Source organism: Streptomyces sp. YIM S03343 (assembly GCF_054729195.1).
In genome coordinates this window covers 338833-364394 of sequence record NZ_JBPUKX010000001.1, presented here as the reverse complement: position 1 = coordinate 364394, position 25562 = coordinate 338833, and the positions used below count along the sequence as shown (strand labels likewise).

At 68.8% G+C, this 25562-nt stretch carries 24 protein-coding genes and 1 pseudogene; 12 read left to right on the top strand and 13 right to left on the bottom strand.

The window, feature by feature from the left end:
- Positions 1 to 11: 11 nt before the first annotated feature.
- On the top strand, positions 12 to 962 hold the full coding sequence (locus ACSYGN_RS01690; protein ID WP_460403163.1) for a carbohydrate ABC transporter permease: 951 nt from the start codon (positions 12 to 14) through the stop codon (positions 960 to 962).
- 7 nt (positions 963 to 969) lie between these two features.
- A complete protein-coding gene (locus ACSYGN_RS01685; protein WP_460391039.1) occupies positions 970 to 1839 on the top strand; it encodes a carbohydrate ABC transporter permease in 870 nt (289 codons plus the stop codon).
- 132 nt (positions 1840 to 1971) lie between these two features.
- Here the strand turns inward: ACSYGN_RS01685 and ACSYGN_RS01680 are convergent, their stop codons facing one another.
- Positions 1972 to 2295: a DUF6191 domain-containing protein gene (locus tag ACSYGN_RS01680; RefSeq protein WP_460391037.1), complete on the bottom strand. Its 324-nt coding sequence runs from the start codon at positions 2293 to 2295 to the stop codon at positions 1972 to 1974.
- 245 nt (positions 2296 to 2540) lie between these two features.
- Here ACSYGN_RS01680 and ACSYGN_RS01675 point away from each other — a divergent pair, with 245 nt between their 5' ends.
- Positions 2541 to 3767, top strand: a complete 1227-nt coding sequence (locus ACSYGN_RS01675; RefSeq protein ID WP_460403161.1) for a PTS galactitol transporter subunit IIC — start codon at positions 2541 to 2543, stop codon at positions 3765 to 3767.
- A 69-nt stretch (positions 3768 to 3836) separates the two neighbouring features.
- Here the strand turns inward: ACSYGN_RS01675 and ACSYGN_RS01670 are convergent, their stop codons facing one another.
- Together ACSYGN_RS01670 and ACSYGN_RS01665 are read right to left on the bottom strand one after the other, a co-directional pair.
- Entirely contained in the window at positions 3837 to 4334 is a 498-nt protein-coding gene (locus ACSYGN_RS01670) for a hypothetical protein (protein WP_460391035.1), read from the bottom strand.
- A 195-nt stretch (positions 4335 to 4529) separates the two neighbouring features.
- Positions 4530 to 5369 (bottom strand): formate/nitrite transporter family protein, encoded by an 840-nt coding sequence (locus ACSYGN_RS01665; RefSeq protein WP_460403159.1) that lies wholly within the window; start codon positions 5367 to 5369, stop codon positions 4530 to 4532.
- Between the two features lie 535 nt (positions 5370 to 5904).
- Here ACSYGN_RS01665 and ACSYGN_RS01660 point away from each other — a divergent pair.
- A complete protein-coding gene (locus tag ACSYGN_RS01660) occupies positions 5905 to 6336 on the top strand; it encodes a universal stress protein (protein WP_460391033.1) in 432 nt (143 codons plus the stop codon).
- Between the two features lie 54 nt (positions 6337 to 6390).
- On the opposite strand, the gene ACSYGN_RS01655 is transcribed toward ACSYGN_RS01660, so the two are convergent.
- The 3 genes and pseudogenes from ACSYGN_RS01655 to ACSYGN_RS01645 all read right to left on the bottom strand — a co-directional run.
- Positions 6391 to 6981 (bottom strand): TetR family transcriptional regulator, encoded by a 591-nt coding sequence (locus tag ACSYGN_RS01655; protein ID WP_460391031.1) that lies wholly within the window; start codon positions 6979 to 6981, stop codon positions 6391 to 6393.
- Positions 6982 to 7146: 165 nt separating this feature from the next.
- Positions 7147 to 7449 carry a hypothetical protein gene (locus ACSYGN_RS01650; protein WP_460403947.1) on the bottom strand — a complete coding sequence of 101 codons (303 nt, stop codon included), beginning with the start codon at positions 7447 to 7449 and terminating at the stop codon, positions 7147 to 7149.
- A gap of 11 nt (positions 7450 to 7460) precedes the next feature.
- Positions 7461 to 7760: pseudogene (locus ACSYGN_RS01645) on the bottom strand (RNA polymerase sigma factor); the annotation flags it as partial.
- A gap of 292 nt (positions 7761 to 8052) precedes the next feature.
- Between ACSYGN_RS01645 and ACSYGN_RS01640 the strand changes: the two are divergent.
- Entirely contained in the window at positions 8053 to 8913 is an 861-nt protein-coding gene (locus tag ACSYGN_RS01640; RefSeq protein ID WP_460391029.1) for a DUF6544 family protein, read from the top strand.
- 139 nt (positions 8914 to 9052) lie between these two features.
- On the opposite strand, the gene ACSYGN_RS01635 is transcribed toward ACSYGN_RS01640, so the two are convergent.
- Positions 9053 to 10954, bottom strand: coding sequence for an RICIN domain-containing protein (locus ACSYGN_RS01635; RefSeq protein ID WP_460391027.1), 1902 nt, complete (start codon positions 10952 to 10954; stop codon positions 9053 to 9055).
- Between the two features lie 526 nt (positions 10955 to 11480).
- Here ACSYGN_RS01635 and ACSYGN_RS01630 point away from each other — a divergent pair.
- On the top strand, positions 11481 to 12140 hold the full coding sequence (locus tag ACSYGN_RS01630) for a TetR/AcrR family transcriptional regulator (protein WP_460391025.1): 660 nt from the start codon (positions 11481 to 11483) through the stop codon (positions 12138 to 12140).
- Positions 12141 to 12203: 63 nt separating this feature from the next.
- On the opposite strand, the gene ACSYGN_RS01625 is transcribed toward ACSYGN_RS01630, so the two are convergent.
- Positions 12204 to 13889 (bottom strand): CocE/NonD family hydrolase, encoded by a 1686-nt coding sequence (locus tag ACSYGN_RS01625; protein WP_460391023.1) that lies wholly within the window; start codon positions 13887 to 13889, stop codon positions 12204 to 12206.
- A 49-nt stretch (positions 13890 to 13938) separates the two neighbouring features.
- On the opposite strand from ACSYGN_RS01625, the gene ACSYGN_RS01620 reads away from it, so the two are divergent.
- The 4 genes from ACSYGN_RS01620 (at position 13939) to ACSYGN_RS01605 (ending at position 16575) form a co-directional block, all read left to right on the top strand.
- A complete protein-coding gene (locus ACSYGN_RS01620) occupies positions 13939 to 14712 on the top strand; it encodes a TetR/AcrR family transcriptional regulator C-terminal domain-containing protein (protein WP_460391021.1) in 774 nt (257 codons plus the stop codon).
- A gap of 177 nt (positions 14713 to 14889) precedes the next feature.
- Entirely contained in the window at positions 14890 to 15723 is an 834-nt protein-coding gene (locus ACSYGN_RS01615; RefSeq protein ID WP_460391019.1) for a class II glutamine amidotransferase, read from the top strand.
- A 144-nt stretch (positions 15724 to 15867) separates the two neighbouring features.
- Positions 15868 to 16203: a carboxymuconolactone decarboxylase family protein gene (locus ACSYGN_RS01610; protein WP_460391017.1), complete on the top strand. Its 336-nt coding sequence runs from the start codon at positions 15868 to 15870 to the stop codon at positions 16201 to 16203.
- Between the two features lie 105 nt (positions 16204 to 16308).
- Positions 16309 to 16575 carry a hypothetical protein gene (locus ACSYGN_RS01605; RefSeq protein ID WP_460391015.1) on the top strand — a complete coding sequence of 89 codons (267 nt, stop codon included), beginning with the start codon at positions 16309 to 16311 and terminating at the stop codon, positions 16573 to 16575.
- A 74-nt stretch (positions 16576 to 16649) separates the two neighbouring features.
- On the opposite strand, the gene ACSYGN_RS01600 is transcribed toward ACSYGN_RS01605, so the two are convergent.
- The 4 genes from ACSYGN_RS01600 to ACSYGN_RS01585 all read right to left on the bottom strand — a co-directional run bounded on the left by ACSYGN_RS01600 (position 16650) and on the right by ACSYGN_RS01585 (position 23473).
- Complete coding sequence (locus ACSYGN_RS01600) at positions 16650 to 17195, bottom strand: hypothetical protein (RefSeq protein WP_460391013.1); 546 nt, start codon at positions 17193 to 17195, stop codon at positions 16650 to 16652.
- 1 nt (position 17196) lies between these two features.
- On the bottom strand, positions 17197 to 17553 hold the full coding sequence (locus tag ACSYGN_RS01595) for a PadR family transcriptional regulator (RefSeq protein ID WP_460391011.1): 357 nt from the start codon (positions 17551 to 17553) through the stop codon (positions 17197 to 17199).
- A gap of 148 nt (positions 17554 to 17701) precedes the next feature.
- Positions 17702 to 18922 carry a carbohydrate-binding protein gene (locus ACSYGN_RS01590; RefSeq protein WP_460391009.1) on the bottom strand — a complete coding sequence of 407 codons (1221 nt, stop codon included), beginning with the start codon at positions 18920 to 18922 and terminating at the stop codon, positions 17702 to 17704.
- A 108-nt stretch (positions 18923 to 19030) separates the two neighbouring features.
- A complete protein-coding gene (locus tag ACSYGN_RS01585) occupies positions 19031 to 23473 on the bottom strand; it encodes an acyl-CoA dehydratase activase-related protein (protein ID WP_460391007.1) in 4443 nt (1480 codons plus the stop codon).
- Positions 23474 to 23624: 151 nt separating this feature from the next.
- On the opposite strand from ACSYGN_RS01585, the gene ACSYGN_RS01580 reads away from it, so the two are divergent.
- Positions 23625 to 24257, top strand: coding sequence for a TetR/AcrR family transcriptional regulator (locus ACSYGN_RS01580; RefSeq protein ID WP_460391005.1), 633 nt, complete (start codon positions 23625 to 23627; stop codon positions 24255 to 24257).
- Here the strand turns inward: ACSYGN_RS01580 and ACSYGN_RS01575 are convergent.
- On the bottom strand, positions 24223 to 24696 hold the full coding sequence (locus tag ACSYGN_RS01575; protein WP_460403157.1) for a diadenosine tetraphosphate hydrolase: 474 nt from the start codon (positions 24694 to 24696) through the stop codon (positions 24223 to 24225). The genes ACSYGN_RS01580 and ACSYGN_RS01575 overlap by 35 nt on opposite strands.
- 247 nt (positions 24697 to 24943) lie before the next feature.
- Between ACSYGN_RS01575 and ACSYGN_RS01570 the strand changes: the two genes are divergently transcribed.
- Positions 24944 to 25423: a CoA-binding protein gene (locus tag ACSYGN_RS01570; RefSeq protein ID WP_460391003.1), complete on the top strand. Its 480-nt coding sequence runs from the start codon at positions 24944 to 24946 to the stop codon at positions 25421 to 25423.
- The last annotated feature ends 139 nt before the right edge of the window (positions 25424 to 25562 follow it).

Genomic DNA, 25562 nt, shown 5'->3' with positions numbered 1-25562 from the left:
GCGCCCACACCGTGACCACAGCGCAGCCGGTACGGCCCAGACACCCGTCGCCGCCCAGACGCAAAAGCCGTGAGTGGCTGCACGGGCTGCTCATGTCCGCGCCCGCCGTGGCCGGGCTCATCGCGTTCGTCGGCATCCCCTTCGGCTACGCCGTCGTCCTCTCCTTCTACAACGTGCGCCTCGGCTCCCCCCTCGCGCCCACCTTCTTCGGCCTGGAGCAGTACCGGCGGCTGTTCACCGACCCCGACCTGTCCGGCCCCTTCCTGCGGGCCCTGCTCAACAACCTGACCTTCGCCGTGGTCGTCGTCCCCCTCCAGACCGCCCTCGCCCTCGGGTTGGCGATCCTGCTGAACCGCAAGCTGAAGGCGATCGGCCTGTTCCGGTCGCTGTTCTTCATGCCGGTGGTCTTCCCCATGACGCTGGTCGCGGTCATCTGGCGGCTCATCCTCGCCCGCAGCGACCAGGGCCTGCTCAACTCCGCCCTCCACGCCCTCAGCCTCGGCAACTGGGGGGCCTTCGACTGGCTCGGCAACGGGCTCACCGCGATGGCCTCGATCATCGTCCTGTCCGTCTGGCAGGGCGTCGGCTTCCAGATGGTCATCCTGCTGGCCGGCCTCCAGCAGATCCCCGGCGAACTCTACGAAGCCGCCCAGCTCGACCGCGCCACCCGCTGGCAGCAGTTCCGCCACATCACCCTGCCCGGCATCCGCCCCACCCTCGTCTTCGTCGCCATGCTCACCTCCGTCCTCTCCTTCCGCATCTTCGACCAGGTCTACGTCCTCATCCACGGCGGCGGACTCGACGAGGACGCCACCCGCACCGTCATGTACCAGGCCGTCACCACCGCCTTCGACCAGAACAACATCGGGCAGGCCTCCGCCATCACCGTCGTCTTCTTCCTGATCGTCGTCGCCCTCACCCTCATCCAGCGCCGCGTCGTCCGGCCCGACAACGAGGACTGACACCACCATGGCCACCACCCACCCACCCCACACCACCCGCGCGACCCGCCGCCGGCTGCGCCGCCTGACCGACTACACCGTCCTCACCGTCCTCGCCTTCGTCTTCGTCCTGCCCGTCCTCTACCTCCTCCTGGGCAGCCTCAAGCCCTCCGACGAAGTCCTGAACGGCCTGACCGGCTTCCTGCCCACCCACCTCACCCTCGACAACTACCGCCACGTCCTGAACGCCCTCAACTCCGACAGCACCGGCCACTTCTGGCGCTTCATGGGCGTCTCACTGCTCGTCGCGTTCCTCGTCGTCACCGGCGGCCTCTTCGTCAACTCGATGGCCGCCTACGGCATGTCACGCCTGAAATGGCGCGGCCAGCAAGCCGTCTTCACCCTCGTCCTGCTGCTCATGCTCGTGCCGTTCGAGTCGGTGGCCGTGCCGCTGTTCTACATGTTCAACAACCAGCGCGACACCCTCTACATCCAGGCCGTCCCCTTCATCGCCAACGCCTTCTCGATCTACCAGTTCCAGATCTTCTTCCGGAAGATCCCGCCCAGCATCGAGGAAGCCGCCCGCCTCGACGGCGCCGGCCCCTGGCGCACCTTCTTCGCGATCATCGTCCCCATGTCCAAACCGGTGTTCGCCTCCGTCGCCATCCTCACCTTCCTCACCCAGTGGGGCTCCTTCCTGTGGCCGGTCCTGATGGTCTCCGACCCCGCCGTGCGCCCCCTGCCCCTGGAGATGAGCGTCTTCCAGAGCATGCAGCCCCCGGACTGGGGCCAGATCCTCGCCTTCGGCGTCCTCCTCGTCCTGCCCGTCCTGATCGTCTTCGCCTTCTTCCAGCGCTGGTTCGTCCAAGGCGTCGCCAGCTCCGCCGTCAAGGGCTGAGCGCAGCACCAGCCGGCCGCGGGGCAGCGGCGCCGGACCAGCCGTAGGTCCTTCGCTTCTCCCGCCACTCTGTGAAAGCGAATCTTGAGCCCTGCGCCGTGTGCCGTGTGCCGTGCGCCGGTTTGAACAGGGCTACCGCTGGTGGGCAGGTGGCATCCGGACGACCGCGGTCCCCCCGTCAAGATCGACCGTAGTGCGGTTCGGCGGTGCTCCGTCCTCATCGTCGTCACGCAGCAGGAGCGCCGACTGGCGCTCCTTGAGCTCGGTCTGCTTGCCCGGCGAAAGGCTTGCGTGCAACTGCTCGAACCCGGTCGCCGATATCTGGCCCTGGCGTGCCATGTTCCGCCACGGCAGGAGACCGGCCCTGCCCATCCGCAGCAGAAGCTGATCAAGGAAGGCCAGCGCGGTCAGCAGGATGACCAGTCCGGGCAAGGTCATGAAGACGAGGAATGCCATGCCCTCAGTATCCCGGTGGGTGCTCCACGACACCTCCTGTTCTCACGTCGTGGGAGCGGGAGTTGATGGAACGTGTCGGCGCCCGTGAGTCGAGGCGGACGGCCTTGCCATGGGAACTTGGCGTACGCCAAATGAAGTGGGCATGGCGTTCGGGTCCCTTCATATCGCGGCCCCCGTCGACCTCTGTCGTCACCGTGCGCGTGCCGGACTGCAGCTGAACGTAGAGAGATCGCTGCTTCGTCGGCATCGGCATGGTGATCGGTCTGCTCACCGACAGCCTGGGACCGGCGGCCCAGTCGATGGCCGACCGGTTCGACATGGGGCTCTCCGTGGTGGACGTCGGCTGGCCGGGAACGGCGCCGATGGCATGGGCGTCGTCGATGGGCCTGGTGGCCATCCCCATCGCCATCCTGGTGAACGTCGTGATGCTGCTGACCCGCATGACACGGGTCGTGAACGTGGACATCTGGAACATCTGGCACATGGCCTTCACCGGCATCATCGTGCAGCTGGCCACCGGCAGCTTCGCATGGGGCGTGGTGGGCGTCGTGGTGCACGCGGCCATCGCCTACAAGCTCGGCGACATGTTCAGCCCTGTCACGGAGAAGTACTTCGGCCTCGAGGGTGTCGCGATCCCTCACGGGACCTCCGCCTACATGGGGGTCTTCGCCGCCCCGATCGACGACCTCATCGAGAAGATCCCGGGCGTACGGCGCATCAACATCACGATCGAGAAGCTCTCCCAGAGGATGGGTGTCCTGGGGCAGCCCATCGTGATCGGCTCCGCCCTGGGTCTGGTCATCGGGCTGCTCGCCGGTTACCCGGTCGGGAAGTCGTTGCAGCTCGCGGTGAAGATGGGCGCGGTCATCCTGCTGATGCCGATGGTCGTGAAGCTCATCATGCAGGGCCTGCTGCCCATCGCGGAATCGGCGCGGTCCGTGCTGCAGAAGCGCTTCAAGAACGCCGACTACCGGATCGGTCTGGACCCGGCGCTGCTGCTGGGCGACACCCAGGTCATCGCCGCCGGTCTGCTGTTCGTCCCGCTCACCCTCCTGATCGCCGTGCTCATACCGGGCAACAAGGTCCTGCCGTTCGGTGACCTCGCCACCATCGGGTTCTTCATCGCGATCGCCGTCGGCGTCCACGCGGGCAATATCTTCCGCACCCTGATATCCGGCAGCGTGATCATGGCGATCACCCTTTGGATCTCGACCCGGATGGTCGACCTGCAGACCGAACTCGCCCGGAAGACCGACATGCTCGGCGGTGCCAAGCATGTCGGATCGCTTGATCAGGGCGGTAGCCCCATCACCTATCTCCTGGCGCACGGCATCCCCGGTGACATCACCGTCGGGTTCCTGATCATCGCGGCCCTGTTCATCTCCGCCTTTGCCTACACCTTCCTCAAATACCGCCGCGTGGCCTTCTACCGCGAGGAGACCCCGATCGCGTCCGACCTGGTGGCGAAGTGATACCGACGGCCGTGGCCCGGCCTGTGCCAGGCAGAGGACCTGGGGGAGGGCGCCCGGGTCACAGTCTGCTCAGCAGCCGCCGCAGTTGTAGTACAGGACGTCCCAGTGGCTTCCCTCGTCGGTGTAGACGTTGCCGGAACCCGACGTCCACATCGGGTAGCCGTCGCCTCGCAGGCCGGAGTAGCTGAAGTTGTTCTTGATGTAGTTCCCGATGCAGGTGTACTTGCTGTAGTCGAGCTTGTAGCCGTTCCAGTGGGAGTACGTGCCGGAGGCGTGCCCGGTCTCGGTGCCGCCGGTGATGTTCAGGGCGCAGCCGCTGGCTCGCCTGAGGGTCTGGGCGCCCTGAGCGGTGGCGAGGTTGAGTTGCTCGAAGGACGTACAGGTCGAGGTGTTGCGGTCGGAGCAGTTGCCGGACGAGGACCAGGTGATGCCCACCTGGCTGAACATCTGAGTGGCGGTGGCATGACTGATCTTGGTGACGGCGAACGCGTCGGTGGCCGTGCCGACGACCGCGACACCGGGGGCGACGACGAGGGCGAGAGCGGTCAGTGCGGACCGGACCTTCATGGGAGCCTCCTGCGAATGGCCGTGCTTCCTATGGGGCGGCTGTGCAGGTGGTGCCATGAGATGGTGCCAGAGCTCTACGCGCGTCTGCCAGAGGGCGGGCTGAAGCACGAGCACGCTGTGGCCGACAGTATCCGGCGCACATGAAGAAACGGCACCGAGACAGTGATGTCGTCGGCGCCGTTCAGAGGCTGGTGATCAGACCTTCGCCGGGGTCTGGGGGGCGGTGTCCGGGGCCGGGAGGGACGGCTCGGCGGGGGACTTGCCGGCGGCCGTACGACCGCCGTCGTTCGCGAACCAGCACGCCGCGGCGACCAGCACCGCTCCGCCCACGATGTTGCCCGGGACGGTGAAGGCGAGGTTACGGGCGAGGTCGGCGACGTCCGCCTGGCCGTTGACTATGGCGAGGGAGAACAGCGACATGTTGGCGATGCTGTGCTCGAAACCGCTGGAGACGAAGGCGAACACCGGCCACCACACCATGGCGGCCTTGGCCCCGTCTCCCTGTGCCCGGGTGAACATCCACACGGCCAGGCACACCAGCATGTTGCAGAGCACGGCCCGCGCGAACAGCTGTCCGCCCGACTCGGCGTTCTTCGCGGCCACCAGGGTGCCCAGCAGGCTGGAGCCGGGGCCGGACTTGAAGGTCCCGGCCATGTCCATGACCAGCGCGAAGAACACGGCGCCCATAAGGTTGCCGACCAGGGACATCACCCAGATCCGCGTCATGTCCATCCAGGTGGTCCGGCGGCTGAGCACACCGAACGTCATGGTCAGACACTGACTGGTGAACAGGTCGGCACCGGCGAACAGCACCATGAGCAGGGCGACGGGGAACACCGCGCCCTCGATCAGCTTGACGGCGCCCGAATGCCCCGCCTCGAGCGGTCCCGCCACGCTGAGCATCAGGACCTCGCCGAGGCCGATGTAGATGCCGGCGAGCATCGCGGAGACCAGATAACGGGCCGGCGAGCGGACCAACCGTGACTTCTTGACGGCCAGATCGGCAGATTCGGCGATAGCGGCAGGAATTGTCATTGGCACGCTGATGAGGCTATGTGGCGTCCCCACGTCCCCTAACACGAGATGGTCCTGAGCCGACGGGCCCCTCGGCCCGGGTTCCCTGGGCCGTTCGGGATGCATCGGCGGTCACTGCCCTGCCGCAGAGGCCCTGCGGCAGGGCCCCATCAACCTGGGTCTACGGCGACACCGGCGGCGTGGTGGACGAGGACGCCCCCTGGAATCAGCCCCGCCGTGGTCACTGGCGCCCGTCGAGGACGCCGTTCCGGCCCGCGCAGCCCGTGGCGACCGAGCCGGTGCAACCGGTCGGCCCGTTCGGCCGCGCTGTCCCGACGAGCCTGAGCCTGAGCGGGCGGCCGGACACGAACCGGAGCCGTCATCGGCCCTGTGTCCACGGGCCGTTCGCCCACTGGATGCGAAGCGGGGGGTGATGGAGAGCACTGCGGCCGGGAAGTGATCGGCGGTTCCCGATGTTGATGTCGGCGACGCTGCCTGCCGGCGTCACCGATCAGCATGACGGCCTTCGGGCCGTCTCGAAGGGGAAGAAGCATTCATGTTCCAGCGCATTCTGGTGGCCGTCGATCCCAGCCCCGCCCGGCATTCCGCCGTCCGACTGGCCGGCGAGATGGCCCAGATGACGGGCGCCGACGTACGAGTCCTGCATGTCTCGGCATCCGCCGTGAACCTTGCCGCCGTGGTTCCGCTCGAGAACGACGCCCAGGCGCAGGCCGTCCTGGACGAGGCCGTGGCTGCACTGCGGGACAGGGGGATCAAGGCGGACGGAACGCTGGTCAGCGCACTGACGACCCAGATAGCCGCCACCATCTCCGAGACGGCCGAGGAGTTCGGCGCCGACCTCATCGTCCTGAGCCCGCATCACCGAGGCACCCTCGAAGCGCTGTTCAACCCGCGGATCAGCGACGCCGTGGCACACACCAGCCGTACGGCCATCCTGCTGGCACCGGAGGACGCGGCCCAGGCCTGACGCACGAGTTCCGCCTTCTGGTCCGACCGCATCCGGTCGGACCAGAAGGCTCTTCTACGCCGCAGTGCCCTTCGGCGTGCTGATGCGGCGCGCGGCCTCGACGACCGCCGCACGGTGCAGAGCCAGTCGTTCCGCCGGCCATGCCTGCCCGCCGCCTGTGCCGGCGCCGTCACCCTCGGCGGCCAGGAACCATGCCTGGGCCACTGCGAGCACCATGGTGAGCAGGTCGTCGGGCGCCATCTCCCGGGCCACGTCACCGCGTTGCTGCGCGGCGCCCACCTGGGCACTCTTCTGGCGGAACGCCTCAGGTTCCAGTGACGTGGCGGTCGGCCGCTCCAGTTGCTTCCACAGGCGCAGGCGTACCAGATCCGGCCGCTTGATCAAGTGGTCGAAGATCGAGCCGGCGTAGCCGGGCAGGTCGTCGACGTCGAACGGCACGGACTCGGCCCCCGCGGCCATGGCCCGCTGGAGCACCTCGTCGAAGAGCTGCTCCTTGTTGCCGAAGTAGACATAGATGAGCCGCTTGTTCACTCCTGCGCTCTCGGCGATCCGGTCCACCCGGGCACCGGCGATGCCGTGGGCGGCGAATTCGGAGAAGGCGGCATCGAGCAGGCGCGCCTTGGTGAGGCTGGAGTCCCGTGTCATCTGGCCACCCTAGCAAGTAACTATCTGGTTATTGACAAGGCCGTGGCGCGGTCTACGTCCGGGTAACTATCCAGATAGTTACCCGCCGGATCACGTACCGGCGCCGGTGGCGGCGGCCTGGCTCGTTGCTGCCGTAGGCGCGCGGCAGGCAGCAGGCAGCAGGATCTACGGCCGCAACGCGACGTCGACGGCCATGGTCAGCTTGCCGATGAATTCCGGACGGTCGGCGACGCGGTGCTTCCATCCCTCGCCGGCGGCGGCCAGGACCTCGGCGATCTGCCGGGGTGTGACGTTTCCTGAGGGCCGGCCGGAGACGGCGATGGCCTCGGTGAGTACGTCGAGGAAGGCGGCCCGGTAGTCGTCGTACATGGTGTCGAGCTGTGCTGCGCCGTGCTCCAGCAGTGCGTCGACACTCTCGTTGAGATGTGTGCCGACGTAGCGGCCCAGATGGGCGTCGAGCGCGGCCACCAGACGTGCAGGTCGGGAGGTGGGACTTTGGCGAGCGCGGCCCGATGTCGCCCCGCCGCCCGCACCGTGTTGCGTGCGACGTTCGTCGCTATCCCCAGCAGCCATGGACGCAGGCTGTCGTCGCCCGGAAGCACCCTCTCACGCAGCCGCCATGCCTCCAGGAAGGTGAGCGACACGAGATCGTCTGCCAGAACCCAGCTGCCGGTCAGTCGAACGGCGTGCCGATGGACCACCGAAGCATGCTCGTCGAACAGTTGCCTGAAAGTATCCGGATCGCCGGCTCGTACCCGGACGCGCAGTGAACCCTCCACACTCCTCCCTGTCCTCAGCATGCACCGCGCTGCAGTGATGCGCGTCAGTGCAGCGCGGGGCAGTTGGCTGTAGTAGGCATGACGTTCGCCCCGATTCCGGGTGTGCCTGGCCTTCCTGGACCGGCCCACCGAAGGGGTCAAGCCGGGCGCGGGTTCAGCAACCTTCCTGTGCTGCGGAGGTGCTGCGGGTGCGGCAGGCAGGGACGTGTGGCCCTGGCTGCCGCGGTCTGCCGGGGCATCGAATGGGGGCGAAGCGGCGAGGCCGCGGTGTCGTGCGGAAGGGTGGTGTCCGATGAGTGGCCCAGGTGCTGGGGGCGGGGGCCGTGACGGCCTCGCGGAGGGCCAGGTGCGGCCGGGCGGCCGGCTGTACCGCGCTCTGACGAAGGACGTCGCGGCTGCGGGGCTGCGCTCCGACCATCGTTCCGCAGCGCCGGTGACCGACGCCGACCTGGCCGGACTGCCGGACACCGTACAGCGCTACATGGGATTCATGGGAGTGGTCGGCAGACCCCGCGACCGGTCGTTCAGAGCCCGGTTCACCGGCCGGTTCCGCATGCGCCCGGGCTCCCGCTGGGCGGCGGCGGAGGCATGGCAGTACAACTCCGCCGTCGACGTCGCCCGCATCTTCGCCCTGCGGATCCGCTTCGCCCACCTGGTTCCCGTGTACGGCCACGACACCTACGCCCGCGGCCGCGGGCGACTGCGCATCAAGCTGCTGGACGCCCTCCAGGTCGCCGACGGCCACGGGGAAGAGTACGACATCAGCGAACTGATCACCTACCTCAACGACGCCGTCCTCCTGGCCCCCTCGATGCTCCTGGACCCGGCCGCGACATGGGCGGAAGTCGACGACCACTCCTTCGACGTCACCCTGACCGACGCCGGCCACACCGTGACCGCACGGGTGTTCCTCGACGAGCGTGGCGCACCCGTCGACTTCCACACCGACCGGTACGCCACGCTGCCGGACGGCCTGGCCCTGGCGCGCTGGCGGACACCGGTGTCACGGTGGGAGACCGCTCCGGGACGGCGGCCGGTGCCCGGTCCCGCCATGGCCGTCTACGACCTGCCCGAGGGCCCGTTCCCATACATCGAGGGCCGTTTCATGCCGGACAGCTTGGCCTACAACCTCGCCCCCGACCACCTGACATGAGCGCCGGTCGCTGAGGCTCGATGGTGCCGGCCCTGCCGATGCTGCTGCCCGCAAAACGGTTCGGCGACGGGGTCCGGCCGGTGGGCCGGGTCCCGCCGCCGGGGCCCTGGGTGACCCGGAGCGACCCGGGCGGGTCAGGTCAGCCGGTCAGGCGGAAGGACTGAGCGGCCGCGCCGGAGCAGGACTGCTGGGACAGCTTCGCCCCGTTGTCGGTGGAGCCGCCGTCCACGGCCAGGCACTTGCCGCTGTGCCGGGCCACGAAGCGGTACTGCCCCGACGCGACGGACTCTGCACGCCACTGCTGGTTGGTGCCGCCCGCGTAGTCCCACAGTTGGACCCTGGTCCCGTCGGCGGTGGCGCCGGAACCGCCTTCGACGTCCAAGGACTTGGTGCTGTACTGGTTGACGACCTGGTAGTAGCCGTCACCGGTCGAGCGGAACTGCCACTTCTGGTTGGCGCCGCCGCCGCAGGCCCACTGCTGGAGGGCGGTGCCGTTCGCGGTGCCCCAGTCGCTGTCGTCCAGGCAGGCCCCGCTGCCCGTGTTCGCCACCTGGTACCAGGCGGAGGAGTCGATCGGTCCGGTGGAGCCGCCGCCGGTGTCGCCGTTCGGGTTCCACACGAAGGTGGCCACCGCGCCGGCCGGCAGGGTGTAGGCGAGGGAACGGCCGTTGTCGGTGATGGAGAAGCGCTGCGAGCCGCCGGAGGTGTTCACCACATAGGCGACGCGGGTGCCGTCCGGGTTCTGGAAGGCGACATCCTGCACACCGCCGCTGCCCTGGCTGGTGGAGCCGATCCGGGTGGCGCCGACCTTGACGAACTTGCTGATGTGGCCGAGCGAGTAGTACTCCGCGCCCCGGTTGACGCTGCCGTTCGCGATCTCCACCACGCCGTTGCACCGGGTGCCGCAGAGGCCCTGGTGCGGGCCGCCGTTCTGGTCGAGGGCGAGGTTCCAGGTCAGGACGGTCTCGCCGCCGTTGCGCATGTTCTGCACGACGAGATTCTGCGCCTGCCAGCGCAGACTGTCGCCGAACGTGCTGGCCTTGTTGTCGCTGTCGGTGCCGGAACACTCGGTGAAGAAGACCCGCTTGCCGGTGCCTGCCACCTGCTGCTCGGCGGATGGGTCGCCCATGTAGCAGTGGAAGGCGGCGCCGATCACCCGGCTGGTCCCACTCGTACGGGAGAAGACGTCGAGCGGGTAGTTGGGGTGGTCCCAGTTGTGGTCGAAGGCCAGGATGTTCGTCGGCAGGCCGGCTGCCGTCAGCTTCGGGTCGAGCACCTTGATGAAGTCGGCCTGCTCCGCCGAGGTCATCGACATCGAGGGGTAACTCGTCGGGTTCTCGGGCTCGTTCTGCACCGTTAGGTCGGAGAGGGTGATCCCCTCCTGGCCGTATGCCTTGATCGCCTTGACCAGGTAGTCGGCGTAGTCGCCGTAGTTCGCGCTTCGCAGGCTGCCGCCGTTCAGCGAGTTGTTCGTCTTCATCCAGGCGGGCGGCGACCAGGGCGTGCCCATCAGACGAATGGACGGGTTGACGCCGAGGGCCTGCTTGACGACCGGGACGATCTCCTGCTTGTCGCGGTCGATGGAGAACTGCCCGCGCGTGTCCTCGTACGAGTGCGGTCCGGAGGTGGCGTCGAAGTCGCTGCTGCCGAGCGGCTGGCGCAGATAGGACAGGCCGATGCCGTCGCCCGAGGTGGAGAACAGCGACCGCATCAGCTCGTCGCGCCGGTCCTGCGAGAGCCCCTGTATGAGGTGCGCGGAGGCGCCGGTGACCGAGGCGCCCGCGCCGGTGTACCGCTGTCCCTTCTGGCTGCTGTCGATCCGCAGGTCGATGCTCTGCGGGGAACTGCTGAAGGCCAGGCTGCCGTCGGAGGTCAGCTTGCGGGAGCCGTCCGGCGTGGTGACCCATACCTGGGCGACGGGATCGGCTGCCTGCGCCGTTCCGCCGTACGTGAAACCGAGACCGGTGACGACAAGAGCCAAGGTCAGGGCGGCGGCACCGGCCCCTGCCCTCGGCGTACGGAATCTGTTGTGTGCTGACACAGTGGGGGGTCTCCTTCGGTCGGTACAACGTGGGGGGATGCACCGGCCGGCTCGCCGCAGCGGGGAGGACAGCGAGCCGGCCGGGGTCGAAGGGGTGTGGTGCGCTCGGCCCGCCGGACCGGAGTGGCAGGGCCGCGGCCCTGCTCGGGGCCGGCGGGCTACTGCGCGGGCCACCGGTCGGCGGAATGGCCGGGTGCGGCAGCGGTGGGGCGCCACCGCACCCGGTGCGGGACACATTGCCTACTTGCGGTGGTGAGGCAGCGGCCGCCGCTCGTGGACTCGGTCATGGGGGGAGGAACGGATCGGACGTCAGCGAGTGCGCCGGGCGGTTCTCCGCCCGTGGCGACGGCTGCTGACGACAGCGATGACATGCGGGTTCCCAAGGGGCTCGACGGCGGCTTCCAGCGGAACGACGGCATCATGATAGATCACCTACTGAGTACTTAGTAAGTGGTTCCCATCACAGTGAAGGGGGAAGTCGGTGAGAACGTCCGAGGGGGTGGTGGAGGCGACGTAAGGTGAAGAGGTGACCGACCAGTCAGTAGGCAGACCGGCCCGGGGCGCGCGCGGCGGGCCCCGCGTCCCCCGCAGTCCCGAAGCCCAGCGGCGCCAGCAGGACATCCTGCACATCGCCATGGACACCTTCGCGGCGCGCGGGTACAACAACGCCTCCCTGGCCGAGATCGCCGACCGGGCGGGGCTGTCCCAGGCCGGCGTCCTGCACTATTTCCGCTCCAAGTCGCTGCTGCTCACCAGCGTGCTCGCACTGCGCGACGAGACGGACATCGAACAACTCGGCACCGAGCGCCCGCGGGGGCTGGAGTTTCTGCGGCACCTCGTCGACACCGCGCGTCGTAATGCCGAGCGCGAGGGCATCGTCCGGCTCTACGCCGTCCTGTCGGCCGAGTCCGTCACCGACGACCACCCGGCGCAGAGCTACTTCCGTGACCGCTACACCGGTCTGCGGGCCTTCGTCACCGACGCCATCACCGAGGCCTGCGGACTCGACGCGGCGGACACGGCGCGAGCCGGGCACGCCGCCAACGCGATCATCGCCGTCATGGACGGACTCCAGGTGCAGTGGCTGCTCGACCCGGAGGCCGTCGATATGGCGGCTTCCACGGAACTGGTCGTCAACTCGATCCTCGCCGACCTGCCCCCGGGCCGTTCCACCACTCCGGACTGAGCCTCAACCGCTTCACCGCGCCCGCGCCCCGCAGTTCCGACCCGCAGCCTTGCGGGTGACGCATCACGTGAGCCCGGGGCTCCGGGGAAGTACCAGTGCCGAGTCCGCGTGGAGCGTGATGTGCACCAGTGTGAAGGTGGTGGCGTTCACGGGCGACTCACCGGTGCCGGGATTGCGGGCGTAGCGTGGGTGGGCACCCCCGCTGATCTGCCAGCGTATGCGGTGGCCGACGGGGAAGCGGTGGGCGGTGGAACTCATCGGCACGGTGACCTGCGAGGGCGCTTGTCCGGCCGTCCGGAGTCGGCCGAACCCGTCACAGATGTTGACGGAGCGGCCTTGTGGGTCCACGTCGCACAGGCGGGTGAAGACATCGGCGTGTCCGGTGTCCGTGGAGATGCCCAGCCGTGCTGAGACCGGGCCCAGGATGTCCATGGGCTCGGTCAGCGGTGGGCCGGTGAATGTCAGGACGTCGTCCCGGGCCTCCAGGGGGCCGTTGTCCCGGGGACCGGCGGTGCGGGAGAGAAGCGGGCCGCCCAGGGAAGGGGTGGGGTCGGCCGGGTCGTAGCGGAACGCCGTCAGGGGTGCGGAGTCCGTGGGGGCCTGCCGGGTGAGATGTCCGCCGGGTACGGGGTACCACGAGGTGGCCGCCGCGACCGGTGGCCAGTCGTCGAGGTCCCGCCAGATGTCTGCGCCGCCGATGTGTGCACGTACCGCGGTGGGACGCAGGCCGGAGGGATCGGGGTACAGGTGGGCGCGCAGCCACGTGAGGCTCTCGGTGAAGACCTCGGGCCATCCTTGCTGCAGGGCCGAGGTGTGGGTCCAGGGACCGACGAGCAGGGCGGTCTCACATTCGGCCCGGCGCAGCCGGTCGTACTGCTCGAAGGTCTGGTCGGCCAGTACGTCGTGCCATCCGGTGATCAGAGCCGTGGGCACCCGGTGCCGCTCCGCCGGCTCCGCCGGCGACGCGTCGCTCCAGTAGGCGTCCTTGGCGTCCGGGTGTGTCATCACGTCGTCCAGCCACGGCAGTTCGCACCCGAGGGCTGACGCGTACGCTCCACGCATGGGCTGCGCGGTGGTGACGTGGCGCAGTCGGCGCTGCAGGCGCAGCGTCGCCCTGAGAAACGGTGCCATGCCCTGATGCTGGTAGATCATGCCCACGCCGACGGCGAGGGCGTTCTCCAGGCGGAGCGCACCGTCTGCGTGGAACAGGGCGTAGGGATCGTGCAGCCCTACCTGCACCACCATTGCCTTCAGTTCCGGCGGCGGGTCCGAGGCGAGGGCCCATTGCACGTAACCCAGGTAACTGGGGCCGACGGTCCCCAGCGTTCCGTTGAACCAGGGTTGTTCGCGCAGCCAGGACACCGTGGCCCTCCCGTCGGCGGCCTCGTTGCGCCACAGGTCGAACGCACCGCCCGAACCGCCGGTGCCGCGGCAGCTCTGCAGGACCACGTGAAAGCCCTGTTCCGCGAAGAGCAGGCCGTACATGGGAGACCACGGCACGCCGCGGCCGTAGGGCGAGCGGACCAGGAGGGTCGGGAAATCGCCCTCCGCACGGGGGAAGTAGTGGTCGGTGATCAACGGGCTGCCGTCGGCGGCCGGCACCACCAGCCCCGGCTCCCATCCGGCCTTGTGCCGTCTCGCCGGAAGACCTCGCCAGGTCGCCCTCATCATCCGTGAGGACAGCGGCGGCTTGCCGGCGGGTGGCACCCAGGCCGGTCCGGCCACGGCGTCGGGCGTGCGTGATGGCATCGTTCCCTCCTCTATTCTCGTACGCTGTACGAGAATAGACCATGCTTGGATGACCTTCGCAAGAGCCGCCTCAGCAACCACGGTCCACGGGAAGGAGTGCGAGGCTGTGTCCGGTGACGGAAAGTCCGGCGCCACGGGCGTCGATCCCGAACAGCTCTGGCTGCGTCCCGCCGAGCCCCGCAGGGGCCGCAGGCCCTCCTTCAGCCGGGAGGCGATCATCGCGGCAGCCGTCGCTCTGGCGGACGCGGAAGGACTCGAAGCGGTCACCATGCGGCGCGTGGCCGCCGAGGTCGGCGCGGGTGTCATGTCGCTGTACAGCTACGCCCCTGACAAGGAGACGCTGCTGGAACTGATGGTCGACCAGGTCAGCGGCGAACTCACGGTCACGGACCCGCCCAGCGGCGACTGGCGGACCGATCTGAAGGCCGTGGCCCACCTGCAGCGCGCCCACATGCTGCGCCACCCCTGGCTGCCCGCCGCCTTGTCCACCCGTCGCGTTCCGGGCCCCAACACCCTGGCCTTCCTGGAACACGCGCTCGCCGTTCTACGGCCCACCGGGCTGGACGGTGCGGCGAGGCTGGAGGTCTTCGCCCAGCTCACCGCATTCGTGGCCGGGCACGTCGGCCATGAGATCGCGCAGGCCGCGGCCTCACGGTCACCGGACCGGGCCGCAGCCGAGGGCCGCTACCTGGCCGCTGTCGCCGCCGACGGCTGCCACCCGGAACTTGCCGAAGCCCTTTCCGCCCCCGGACGTCCCCTCACCCCCGACGCCACCTTCACCCGGTTCCTCAACCGCCTGATCGACGGTCTGGACACCGACTGACGCCACGCACCTGTGACTGCTGTCTCTCCTGCGGTACCAACATGCCGAGTGGGCCTGCACGGGCAGCGCCGGGACCCGGCCCCGGAGACGAATCACCCCCCGTGGGTGACCCGGCGGCCGACGGCGGCACGGGACGCTGGGGTCGGTCATCCCACGACACGAGGAGATCGGAAGCCGATGTGCCGCTGGCTTGCCTACTCGGGCACACCCGTCCTGCTCGACACCATCCTCTACCGCCCCGCGCACTCACTGATCGACCAGAGTCTGCATGCCCGCCTGGGCGTCGAGACGACCAACGGCGACGGGTTCGGGGTCGGCTGGTACACGCCGGGCCTCGACACTCCCGCAATCGTCCGGGACACCGGACCTGCATGGAACAACCGCAACCTGCGGGAAATAGCCGATCACGTGAGTTCTCCCCTCTTCTTCGCGCACATACGGGCCACCACCGGCACGGCGGTGCAGCAGACCAACTGCCACCCGTTCCGCTTCGGCCGCTGGCTGTGGATGCACAACGGGGCGATCACCGGCTTCCACCGGATGCGGCGGGACCTGGCCCTGGCCGTCGACCCGAATCTTTTCCTCGACATCGAGGGGTCGACGGACTCGGAGATGATGTTCTTCCTGGCACTCACATTCGGCCTGGAACAGGACCCACCGGGCGCCGTCGAGCGGATGGCGGGCCTCGTGGAACAGACCGGTCACCGGTACGGTGTGGAATTCCCGCTGCAGATGACCGTCGCCGTGACCGACGGTCATCGTCTGTGGGCCTTCCGCTACTCCAGCCAGGGAGCCTCCCGCTCGCTCTTCCACAGCACACAGGTGGAGACACTTCGGGCACTCCATCCCGACGCGGCCTTCCTGCGGGACGCGTCCGACGAGACCCGACTCGTCGTCTCCGAACCCCTGGGCGATCTGCCCGGTGCGTGGAACGAGGTTCCTGAGGGCAGCTACGGTGTCGTGCAGCCGGGTGCGGACGAACTACGCCCCTTCACCCCGCAGTTCGCCTGACGGCGTTCACACTTCCGGGCGATGCCGGGGCGGGCGGGCCGACCCTGCCCGTGGGGGGCTTTCGGCCCTGCGGGTGCCGTTGCTCCGTCGGTAGCGTGCTGATGAACGACCAGCTCTTGGTCCGTCGTGCCAGGAACGGATGTGATGACGATGGCGGCGCAACGGATGCCCGGCGGAGTGAGCCAGGCCTTCGAGGTCTTCGGAACGGAGGCCGCAGCGCACGCGGGGGCGTGGATGAATGCCACCAGCGCGCTCGGCGAGGCCTGTGCCCTGGATGCGAAGACGAAGCACCTCGCCTACCTTGCCGTGCTCGCCGCGCTGCGCATGGAGAGCGGGATCCCGTTTCATGTGGGTCTGGCCAAGCAGCACGGGGCTACCAGGGAGGAAGTGATCAGCGCCATCCTGCTCTCCCTGCAGCCGGGCGGCCACGGCGCGATCACCTGTCTTCCCTCGGCCTTGCAGGCCTACGACGCAGACTGAGCCCGGATTCCAGAGGTCCCGTTCAAGCGGCCGGCCATCATCCGAACGGGTGCAGGGACGAGCACTGGGCGCGCGGACGATCACGCCCGGCCAGACAGTGAAGCCATGAGCATCATCGTCCTGCAGGAAATGGGAACGCAGCTGTCCACCGACTTCGGTGAGGGCGGTGCAGAGCCGTACATCAAGCATGTTCATGCCGCACCAGCTGATCCCGCACTACCTGAAGATCCGGCCGAGGAGACCTTCTGCGGCAAACCGACGTCAGGTATGGAACGCCTGGCATACACACCGCGCAGCCCCAGCGATCACTGGTACCCGAGCATCCTGAGCAGATGGGCCTGCCCCGACTGCGACCAGGCCCTGAGCGGATAGTTGACCCCTTCTCATGCTTACGGGGCGAGCTTCGGGCCGGCCCCTTCGGGGCGGGATGTCCGTTGTCCGGGCCGTCAGTCGGCCTGACGGTTGCGGCGGTGCGGCAGCGCCCGCCAGAGACGGCCGCAGGCGACGGCACCGACGATCAGCAGCACGTAGACCAGCGGCGTCCACGCGCCACCGGTGCGGCTGGCATGGCCCCCGTGGACGACGAAGGTGACGGAGCTCTGCAGCCAGACGACGCCGCTCCAGGTGAACGTGCCGTCAGTGTGCGCGCCCGTGGCCGTGATCGCCTGCTGGTAGGCGTTCGCCGCCTCGTCCAGGAAGAAGTTGAGCAACAGCGGCGTGGTGAGGAGGAAAAGGGTGGCGGCGATCCAGGAGTGCCGTGGCCCTTCGCCGAGTTCGGCGGTCAGGTACTCCTCCGCGAGTTCGCGACTGTCACCGAGACGGCGTACCGCTTCCGCGGCGCCGACCTCGGCGGCGGCTGCCAGCAGGTTGGCGCGGACCTCGCGGCGGTGGGCGACCCGGCTGCGGGAGGGGAGGTCGTACAGGCGTTGGTCGAGCGACCAGACGAGGCGCTCGATGCGGAGCCGGTCGAGCCAGGTGACGGTGTGCAGCATGTCAGGAACCCTTCTGCGGTGCGGTGGGCAGGGGACGGGACAGGACGGAGTCGACACTGTGGACGTGCCGGGCCCAGGCGGTGGCACCAGCCGTCAGGGCATCGCGCCCGGCATCGGTCAGCCGGTAGTACTTGCGTGCGGGACCGCTGGAGGAGGCGACGAGCCGGGTGGCCAGCCGCCCCTCTCGTTCGAGCCGGGCCAGCGCCGGATACACCGTGCCCTCGAGGACGTCGGTGAAGCCGACGGCCTGCAGGCGCTGGGCCACCTCGTATCCGTAGGACTCCCGTTCGGCAAGGAGGTGCAGCAGCAGCAGCGAGAGGACACCTTTGAGCAATTGCGGGTCATGGCTGGAAGTCACAGCATCTAGACTGTTGCCGGTACTCGGCAATGTCAAGTAGCGAGTGGGTCGGCGGTGGTTCCGGTCCAGTGGGTCACGGCGCCTGGACACACGCATAGCCGGTCCGGCGGGGTCTGTCCCCGCCGGACCGGCTACGGCTGTCAGTTCGTCAGCAGGCGCCTTCGTCCTGCCAGGGGCCCCACTCCGAGGCGCTGGGCACCTCGTTCTGGGTCCACCACTTGGCCTTCCAATTGTGGCTGTTGTACGAGACCTCGTCGCCCGCGACATAGACCGAGGCCGACTTCCACGCCGCCTTGCAGCCGGTGGACGGAACCGTGGGGGTGGACGTCGGGGTGGCTGTGGGAGTCGAGGACGGCGGGGTGACGCCGGCGAACTGCACCGAGTACTTGGCGAAGTCCCAGGAGTTCTGCGCCACACTGGAACAGGTTCCGGACGTACGGCCGCCGTTGTCGGCCGGAGTGCACTGGCGGTCGCGGTTCAGGGACCAGAAGGTGAAGCGGTCCATGTTGTGGCTCGTGGCGTAGTCGAGCACCGTCTTGAAGTCGGCCTGGGTGAAGTACTCACCGGTGTCGCTGCGGCCGTTCATCCCGGAGAAGCCCTCGTGGGCGTAGGCGGTCGCCTGGTCCCAGCCGAACGTGGACTGCAGGATCGCGTTGAAGTTGGTGAGCGCGCTGGTCTGTGAGGCCGCCCCGTTGAAGCCGCCGTCGAACGGCATGATGGAGAAGTTGTTCGGCGTGAAGCCCTGCGACTTCGCCTCCAGCAGCATCTGCTTGCCGAACCAGCCGGTCCCGTCCGCCGTGCCGGCCGTGGTGACCGAGACGTACAGGCCCGGGTTGTTCTGCTGGAGGATCTTGGCGGCGCCGATCTCGTTCTTGATCGCCGCGGTGTTCTCGTACTCCGGCTCCTCCAGGTCGAAGTCGATCGCGTGCAGCCCGTACTTGGTGATGACCTGCTGGTACGCGGCCGCGGTGGAGGCCGCGTCGGCGCAGGTCTGGCCCAGCTTGGTGCCGCCGTAGCCGCCGATCGAGATGGAGACGTCGCCGCCCTTGGCGCGGATCGTGTTGATCACCGACTGGACGGCGGTGTCGGAGGAGACGGCCGCCGTACCGCCCCAGGTGGGCGTGCAGCCACCGCCGTTGGGGGCCAGGACGAACGCCAGCTGGAAGGCCTTGAGACCGGTGGCGTCCATGATGGCGGCCGGGTCCGGCGGGTCGTTGTCCAGCGGCATCAGGTAGGGGGCGGCGGCGTACCAACGGTTGTTCAGCGCGGTGGTCGCGCCCGAGGCGTGACCCGCGACGAGCGCGGTCGTTCCGGCGGCGGCGAGGGCGACGGCGGCCGCCGCGCCCAGGCCTGCGCGAAGAGGTCTCACTGATTCCTCCAGAGAAGTGGGGGGAGGGAGTTCAGCTTGATCGCTCTGACGGGACCGCGTCAATAGATTGGCCTAGACCAGGTGCTAATTTTGGACTAGACCACGCTCTCAGCGGCCTGCGGCGCCCGAGGGGGCCTCCGTGTGTCCTGGGAGAGGGGAACCGGTCGGCAGGAGTGGGTCCGGGGCGGTCGCCTGGAGCCGGGCGGAGGCGATCACGAGCTTGATCCGGTTGAGCTGGTTGACCTCGCTGGCTCCGGGGTCGTAGTCGATCGCCGTGATGTTGGCGTGCGGGTGGCGGCGCCGGATCTCCTGGAACATCCCCTTGCCGGTGACGTGGTTGGGCAGGCAGGCGAAGGGCTGGGCGCAGATGACGTTCGGGACGCCGTCTGCGAGGAGATGGAGGATCTCCGCGGTGAGGAGCCAGCCCTCACCGGCCTGGTTGCCGAGTGAGGCGATGGCGGAGGCGTGCTGCGCCATCAGGGCGAGGTCGCCCGGGACGGGGAACTTGCCGCCGGTCGCGCTCAAGGCCCGGCGTACGGGACGCCGGTAGACCTCGGCGAGGCGTCGCAGGGCCTTCTTCGCCCAGCGCGAGTACGTGTCCGTGCCCAGGTTGGCGTGGTTCCACTCGGTGACGTACAGGTCGTTGAAGACGAACTCCGCCAGCCCCGGAAGTACCGCCTCGCAGCCCTCGGACTCGATGGTGTCTATCAGGTGGTTGTTGGCGTCCGGATGGAACTTCACCAGGATCTCCCCGACGATGCCGATGCGCGGCTTGCGGGGTCCGTCGAGCAGAGGCAGCCGGTCGAACTCGTCGACGAGGGATTCGATCAGCCTCGCGTATCCCCGCCGGCGTCCCCGTGCCGCCGGGCGCCGGTGTTCGAGGTGGTCGCAGACGATGGCGTTCCACCGCTCGTACAGTGCCGCGGCGCTGCCGGGGACCGCCTCGTAGGGGCGTACGCGCAGCAGACAGTGCTGCAGCAGGTCGCCCAGGACGACGGCCTGGAGGGCGCGGTGGATCAGGGGGAGGGAGAGGGAGAATCCGGGGTTCTTCTCGATGCCGCCGGTGGAGACCGCCAGGACGGGGACATGTCCGTAGCCGGCGTCCTCGAGTCCCTTGCGCAGCAGACCGGTGTAGTTGGTGGCGCGGCACATCCCACCGGTCTGACTGATCATCACCGAGGTGGTCTCGGGATCGTACCGGCCGGTGGCGAAGGCGTTGACGAGCTGGCCGACGACGAGGACGGCCGGGTAGCACGCGTCGTTGTTGACGTGGCCGAGGCCGGCGTCGATGTCCTGGGGCGATGCGGTCTCCAGGATCTCGATCCGGTAGCCGCAGCGCCTCAGGGCAGCCTGCAGCAGCCGGAAGTGGATGGGTGACATCTGCGGGGCGATGATGGTGTGCTCGCGTCGCATCCGGCGGGTGAACGGGACCCGGGCCAGGACGTGGCTGTGCGCGGGGGAGGGGTTCGCTCCCGGGCTGCCCGCCGATACGCCGTCTGCCGATGTGCCGTCCACCCGCAGGCCGTTCGCCCGCACGCCGTTCGCCCGCACGCCGTTCACCTGCGCCGCCTCCACCCGTGCGGTGTGCTCGGCCTCTCTGGCGCGGGAGGTCCGCTCGCGGGTCGCCGCGGCGAGGGAGCGGAGCCTGATGCGGGCTGCGCCGAGGCTGGACACCTCGTCGATCTTCAGGGTGGTGTAGACGTCGCTTTGCGCTTCGAGGATCTCGGCGACCTGGTCGGAGGTGATGGCGTCCAGTCCGCAGCCGAAGGAGTTGAGCTGGACGAGCTGGAGGTCCTCGCGGCCGGCGACCATGGCCGCGGCCTCGTAGAGGCGCGAGTGGTACGCCCATTGGTCCCGGACGCGCAGCGGGCGTTCGAGGGAGGCCAGGCCCAGCACGCTGTCCTCGGTCAGTACAGCCATGCCGAGGCCGGTGATGAGTTCGGGGATGCCATGGTGCACCTCGGGGTCCACATGGTAGGGACGCCCTGCCAGAACGATGCCCCGGGTGCCGGTGGCCGCCATGTAGTCCAGCGCACGGGCGCCCTCGGCCCTGATGTCGGCCCTGGCCTTTGCGTCCTCGGCGAACCCGAGGTCGAGCGCCTGGGCGGCCTCCTGCTCGGTCACGCCCTCCTCGGCGAACACCTCGGCGAGCCGTCGGGCGAGTACGGGCCGGTTGGCGAGGTTGAGGAAGGGGTTGAGGAAGCGGACGCCGTCGGCCCGCAGTTGTTCGATGTTGTTGGCGATGACCTGCGGATACGAGGTGACGACGGGGCAGTTGAAGTGGTTGTCGGCGCCCTCGGTGAGTTCCTGCTCGTAGAAGACGGAGGGGTAGAAGACGGTACGGACACCGCGTTCGAGCAGGCTGAGGATGTGCCCGTGGGCGAGCTTGGCGGGGTAGCACACGTTCTCGGAGGCGATCGACTCCATGCCCTTCTCGAACACCTCGTGGCTGGACCGGCCCGAGACGATCACCCTGAATCCGAGAGCGGTCAGAGTGGTGAACCACAGCGGGTAGTTCTCGTACAGGTTGAGCACGCGCGGAATGCCGATGTCGCCGCGGTGGGCCTTGGCCGCGGTGAGCCGCCGGTAGCCGAAGAGCCGTTTGTAGGTGTAGTCGAAGAGGTTGGGCAGGGGGCTCTTCGGGGCGGACTCGTCGGCGCCGCGTTCGCACCGGTTGCCGGAGACATGCTGCCGGCCGTCGTTGAAGGTGGAGACGGTGCACTGGCAGTGGTTCTGGCACATCGAGCACGTCTTGGCGGACGTCTGCACACGGAGCGAGCCGAGTGACGCGGCGGACAGCAGACGTCCGGGGTGTCCGGGCACGAAGTTGGACCGGGCGATGAGCGCCGCGCCGAAGGCGCCCATCAGCCCGGAGATGTCGGGGCGCACCACCTGACGGCCGGTGAGCAGCTCGAAGGCGCGCAGCACCGCGTCGTTGAGGAACGTTCCTCCCTGGACGACGACCTTCTCGCCGAGTTGGGCCGGGTCCCTGAGTTTGATCACCTTGTAGAGCGCGTTGCGCACGACCGCGTAGGAGAGTCCGGCCGAGATGTCGCCGACGCTGGCGCCTTCCTTCTGCGCCTGCTTGACCGAGGAGTTCATGAACACGGTGCACCGCGACCCCAGGTCGACGGGGCTGAAGGAGGCCAGGGCGGCGGCGGTGAAGGACTCGATGTCCAGGCCCATGGTCTCGGCGAAGGTCTGCAGGAACGACCCGCACCCCGACGAGCAGGCTTCGTTGACCGAGATCGAGTCGATGACGCCGTCGCGGACCCGCAGGAACTTCATGTCCTGGCCGCCGATGTCGATCACGCAGCTGACCCCGGGGCACACATACTCCGCCGCGCGATAGTGGGCCATCGTCTCGATCTCGCCGTCGTCGACGTGCAGGGCCGCCTTGATCAGGCTCTCGCCGTAGCCGGTGGCGCACGAGCGGGCCAGCACGGCCGTGCCGGGCAGGGAGCGGCGTACGGTGCGCACGATGTCCACGGCCGCACGCACGGGGTCGCCGCCGTTGGTGGCGTAGTGGGAGAACACGATCCGGCGCCGGTCGTCGATCACGACGGCCTTGATCGTCGTCGACCCGGCGTCGATCCCGAGGAAACAGGGCCCACTGGCCTGCGAGATGTCCAGTTGCGGCACCCGGGCAGTGGCGTGGCGGGCGTCGAAGGCCTCGCGCTCCGCGTCGTCGGCGAAGAGGGCCGGCATACGGGCGCTGGAGGTGTCGGCGCTGCGGCGAGTGCGTAGCCGCTCGGCGAGGGCGGCCAGCGCAAGGGGCTCGCCCTCGGCGAGGTAGGCGGCGCCCCTGGCCACGTACAACTGCGCGTCGGGAGGAGTGATGAACGCGTCGGCGCTGCCGGCCAGCAAACGCTGGAAGGCCTCGCGCAGCCGCGGGAGGAAGTGCAGCGGTCCGCCCAGGAAGACGACGGTGCCCCGGATGGGGCGGCCGCAGGCCAGACCGGCGATGGTCTGGGTGGCGACGGCCTGGAAGATCGAGGCCGCCAGATCCTCACTGGGCGCGCCCTCGTTGATCAGGGGCTGCAGGTCGCTCTTGGCGAACACGCCGCACCTGGACGCGATCTGATACAGGTTCCGGTGGCGGGAGGCGAGCTCGTCCAGGCCGAGGGCGTCGGTGTGCAGGAGTGTGGCCATCTGGTCGATGAAGGCGCCGGTGCCGCCCGCGCAGGAGCCGTTCATCCGCTGTTCCGGGGCCGGTTTGAGGTAGGTGATCTTGGCGTCCTCGCCGCCGAGCTCGATGACGACATCGGCCTGCGGAATGGTGCGCCGGATCGCCTCGGTGCCGGCGATCACCTCCTGGACGAAGGGCAGCCCGAGCCGGTCGGCGATGCCGAGGCCCGCCGAGCCGGTGACGGCGGCGGCGATGTGTCTGCCGGGGAAGGCCGCTTCGGCCTGCTTGAACAGCCGGGCAAGCTCGACCTGGACATCGGCGTTGTGCCGGCGGTAGTCCTCGAAGACCGGGACGCCGTCGTCCATGAGGACGAGCTTGATCGTCGTCGATCCGACATCCAGGCCCATGTGGAGGGCTGCCATCGGAGTCACCCCTCTCCCGCTCCCTGCGCGCGTGGCACCGCGCGCTGCGCACTGCGCTACGCGTAGCGTAGCGCGCGGTGAACGTCCTATATTGGTGGCAGCCGACGCTGTCGCGCCGACGGCCGGGCGACACAGGGAGGCGCGAAGCACAGTGGGACCCGCAGACGAACCACGCGACCGGAAGTCGGTCACCGACGACAAGGTCTTCCGCGCCACGGTCGAGCTGCTGCGCGCCGAGGGCACGCGGGCCGTCACGATCGAGGCGGTGGCCGCCCGCTCGGGGGTCGCGAAGACCACGATCTACCGCCGCTACGCCGACCGCAACGAGATGCTTCGGGCGGCGCTCAACCACTATCTGCCGGTCTTCGAGGAGCATGACCGGACCGATCCGCGCCGGACCCTCACCGCAGCGGTGACCGCGGTGTCGCAGACCATCGAGCACTGCGTCGGCCTGGCGATCGCCACGGTGCTCGCCGGTAATCCCGACCCGGCGGCGGCGATCGTCCGGAGCCGGGTGGTGGAGCCGCGCATCGAGGCGCTGACGTCGCTGCTCACCGAATGGATGAAGGCGGGCTCCGTGCGGGAGGACCTCGACGTCGACATCGCCATCGGCATGATCATGGGGTCGGTCAGCGTCACCTACGCCCGTTTCGGGACGTTCCCGCCGGGCTGGCCGGAGCGATTCGTCGACCAGTTGTGGCCCACGCTCGCCCCACCCGTGCCGGTGCCGGTGCCGGTGTCGGTGTCGGTCAGGATGCCAGACGGTCCAGCTCCTCACCGATGACCTCGCGCAGCACGTCGTGCCGCGGGCCGAGCGCATGACGCTCGTCGTTCCACCGCTCGCGCGGATACCGCCACACCGGCCCGCCCACACGATCGGCCGGCTCCCAGCCGAACCTCGGCCACACATGCGCATGCAGGAACGGATCGGTGTTTCCGAGGATCTCCAGATTGACTCGCCGGAAAGCCGGATCCAACCGCTTGCAGGCGCGTTCGACGGCCTCACCCAGCTTGTCCATGTCGGACAGGAACGCCAGCCGCTTGCTCTTCGGGAGCTCCGACAGCCGCTGCACCGAAGGATCATCGACGAGGAGGACCGAGTATCCCGGGAGGAACTGGACGTCGCCGATCACTGCGAACCCCGCCTCCAGCCTTCGGAGCACCGTGGGATTCCCACCCCGAAGCGCGCTGCCGATCCGGTCCGTCCGCCAGTCGCGCGGCACGGGGACGGCGGGGTGCGGGGACTGGGGGAGCAGCGCCTGGTGGCCGTCATCGGGGAGGTGCTGGAGTCCGTCAGCCATGAGGAGCGACAGCCTACGACGCGCTTTCCTGGCGTGGGAGGGCTGGGGGTCACCGATCTCGGTGGCAAGCGGCACTAGCCGGGGCGGCGGACAGCGGCGCAGCGTGGGGAGGAGAGTGCTCGGGCCCAGGGGATGCTGGGCCATTCCGGCAGAGTACGAGGGAGTCACCATGCCGACGACAAAAGAGGCCGCATCTCAGTTCCTGGCCAAGAAGCGGATAGCGGTGACGGGGGTGTCCCGGAAGCCGCAGGGGCACGGCGCCAACGTGGTGTTCCGACGGCTGCGGGACCGCGGCTACGACGTCTTCGCGGTCAACCCGAACACGGACGAGATCGAAGGCGTCACGTCGTATCCCACGGTGAAGTCGGTCCCCGGCGGTGTCGAGGCTGTGGTGATCGCCACCAGCCCGGAACACGCCGAGGGCACCATGCGGGAGTGTGCCGAACTCGGCATCCAGTGGGTATGGATGCACAGCCCTGTCTTCGGAGACGGCAGTGTCTCCCCGACGGCGGCGCAGTACGGGCGCAGCCATGGGATCACGGTGATCGACGGCGGCTGTCCGCTGATGTTCGGCCCCACCGCCGATCCTGCACACAGGCTGATGTGCTTCTTGTTCGGCCGGAACGGCAGGGTGCCCAAGCAGGTGTGAGGCGTCTCCACCGGGTCGTACGGTCCGTCAACGCTGTGCTGCCGCACGGCAGATCATGCGGTCCGGACCCGTCGTCCTGCGGACAGGAAACTCATCCCTCTTCTCGCGGCAACCAAATGGCTTCGGGCGGCTACTACCT

What these genes read in the sequence shown, in the direction of transcription:
- ACSYGN_RS01605 (WP_460391015.1), top strand. Translation starts at nt 16,309, where the DNA reads ATGAGCATCATCGTCCTGCAGGAAATGGGAACGCAGCTGTCCACCGAC.
- ACSYGN_RS01655 (WP_460391031.1), bottom strand. Translation starts at nt 6,981, where the DNA reads ATGACACGGGACTCCAGCCTCACCAAGGCGCGCCTGCTCGATGCCGCC.
- ACSYGN_RS01625 (WP_460391023.1), bottom strand. Translation starts at nt 13,889, where the DNA reads ATGCCATCACGCACGCCCGACGCCGTGGCCGGACCGGCCTGGGTGCCA.
- ACSYGN_RS01660 (WP_460391033.1), top strand. Translation starts at nt 5,905, where the DNA reads ATGTTCCAGCGCATTCTGGTGGCCGTCGATCCCAGCCCCGCCCGGCAT.
- ACSYGN_RS01685 (WP_460391039.1), top strand. Translation starts at nt 970, where the DNA reads ATGGCCACCACCCACCCACCCCACACCACCCGCGCGACCCGCCGCCGG.
- ACSYGN_RS01680 (WP_460391037.1), bottom strand. Translation starts at nt 2,295, where the DNA reads ATGGCATTCCTCGTCTTCATGACCTTGCCCGGACTGGTCATCCTGCTG.
- ACSYGN_RS01615 (WP_460391019.1), top strand. Translation starts at nt 14,890, where the DNA reads ATGTGCCGCTGGCTTGCCTACTCGGGCACACCCGTCCTGCTCGACACC.
- ACSYGN_RS01665 (WP_460403159.1), bottom strand. Translation starts at nt 5,369, where the DNA reads ATGACAATTCCTGCCGCTATCGCCGAATCTGCCGATCTGGCCGTCAAG.
- ACSYGN_RS01640 (WP_460391029.1), top strand. Translation starts at nt 8,053, where the DNA reads ATGAGTGGCCCAGGTGCTGGGGGCGGGGGCCGTGACGGCCTCGCGGAG.
- ACSYGN_RS01610 (WP_460391017.1), top strand. Translation starts at nt 15,868, where the DNA reads ATGACGATGGCGGCGCAACGGATGCCCGGCGGAGTGAGCCAGGCCTTC.
- ACSYGN_RS01585 (WP_460391007.1), bottom strand. Translation starts at nt 23,473, where the DNA reads ATGGCAGCCCTCCACATGGGCCTGGATGTCGGATCGACGACGATCAAG.
- ACSYGN_RS01600 (WP_460391013.1), bottom strand. Translation starts at nt 17,195, where the DNA reads ATGCTGCACACCGTCACCTGGCTCGACCGGCTCCGCATCGAGCGCCTC.
- ACSYGN_RS01620 (WP_460391021.1), top strand. Translation starts at nt 13,939, where the DNA reads ATGACCTTCGCAAGAGCCGCCTCAGCAACCACGGTCCACGGGAAGGAG.
- ACSYGN_RS01670 (WP_460391035.1), bottom strand. Translation starts at nt 4,334, where the DNA reads ATGAAGGTCCGGTCCGCACTGACCGCTCTCGCCCTCGTCGTCGCCCCC.
- ACSYGN_RS01570 (WP_460391003.1), top strand. Translation starts at nt 24,944, where the DNA reads ATGCCGACGACAAAAGAGGCCGCATCTCAGTTCCTGGCCAAGAAGCGG.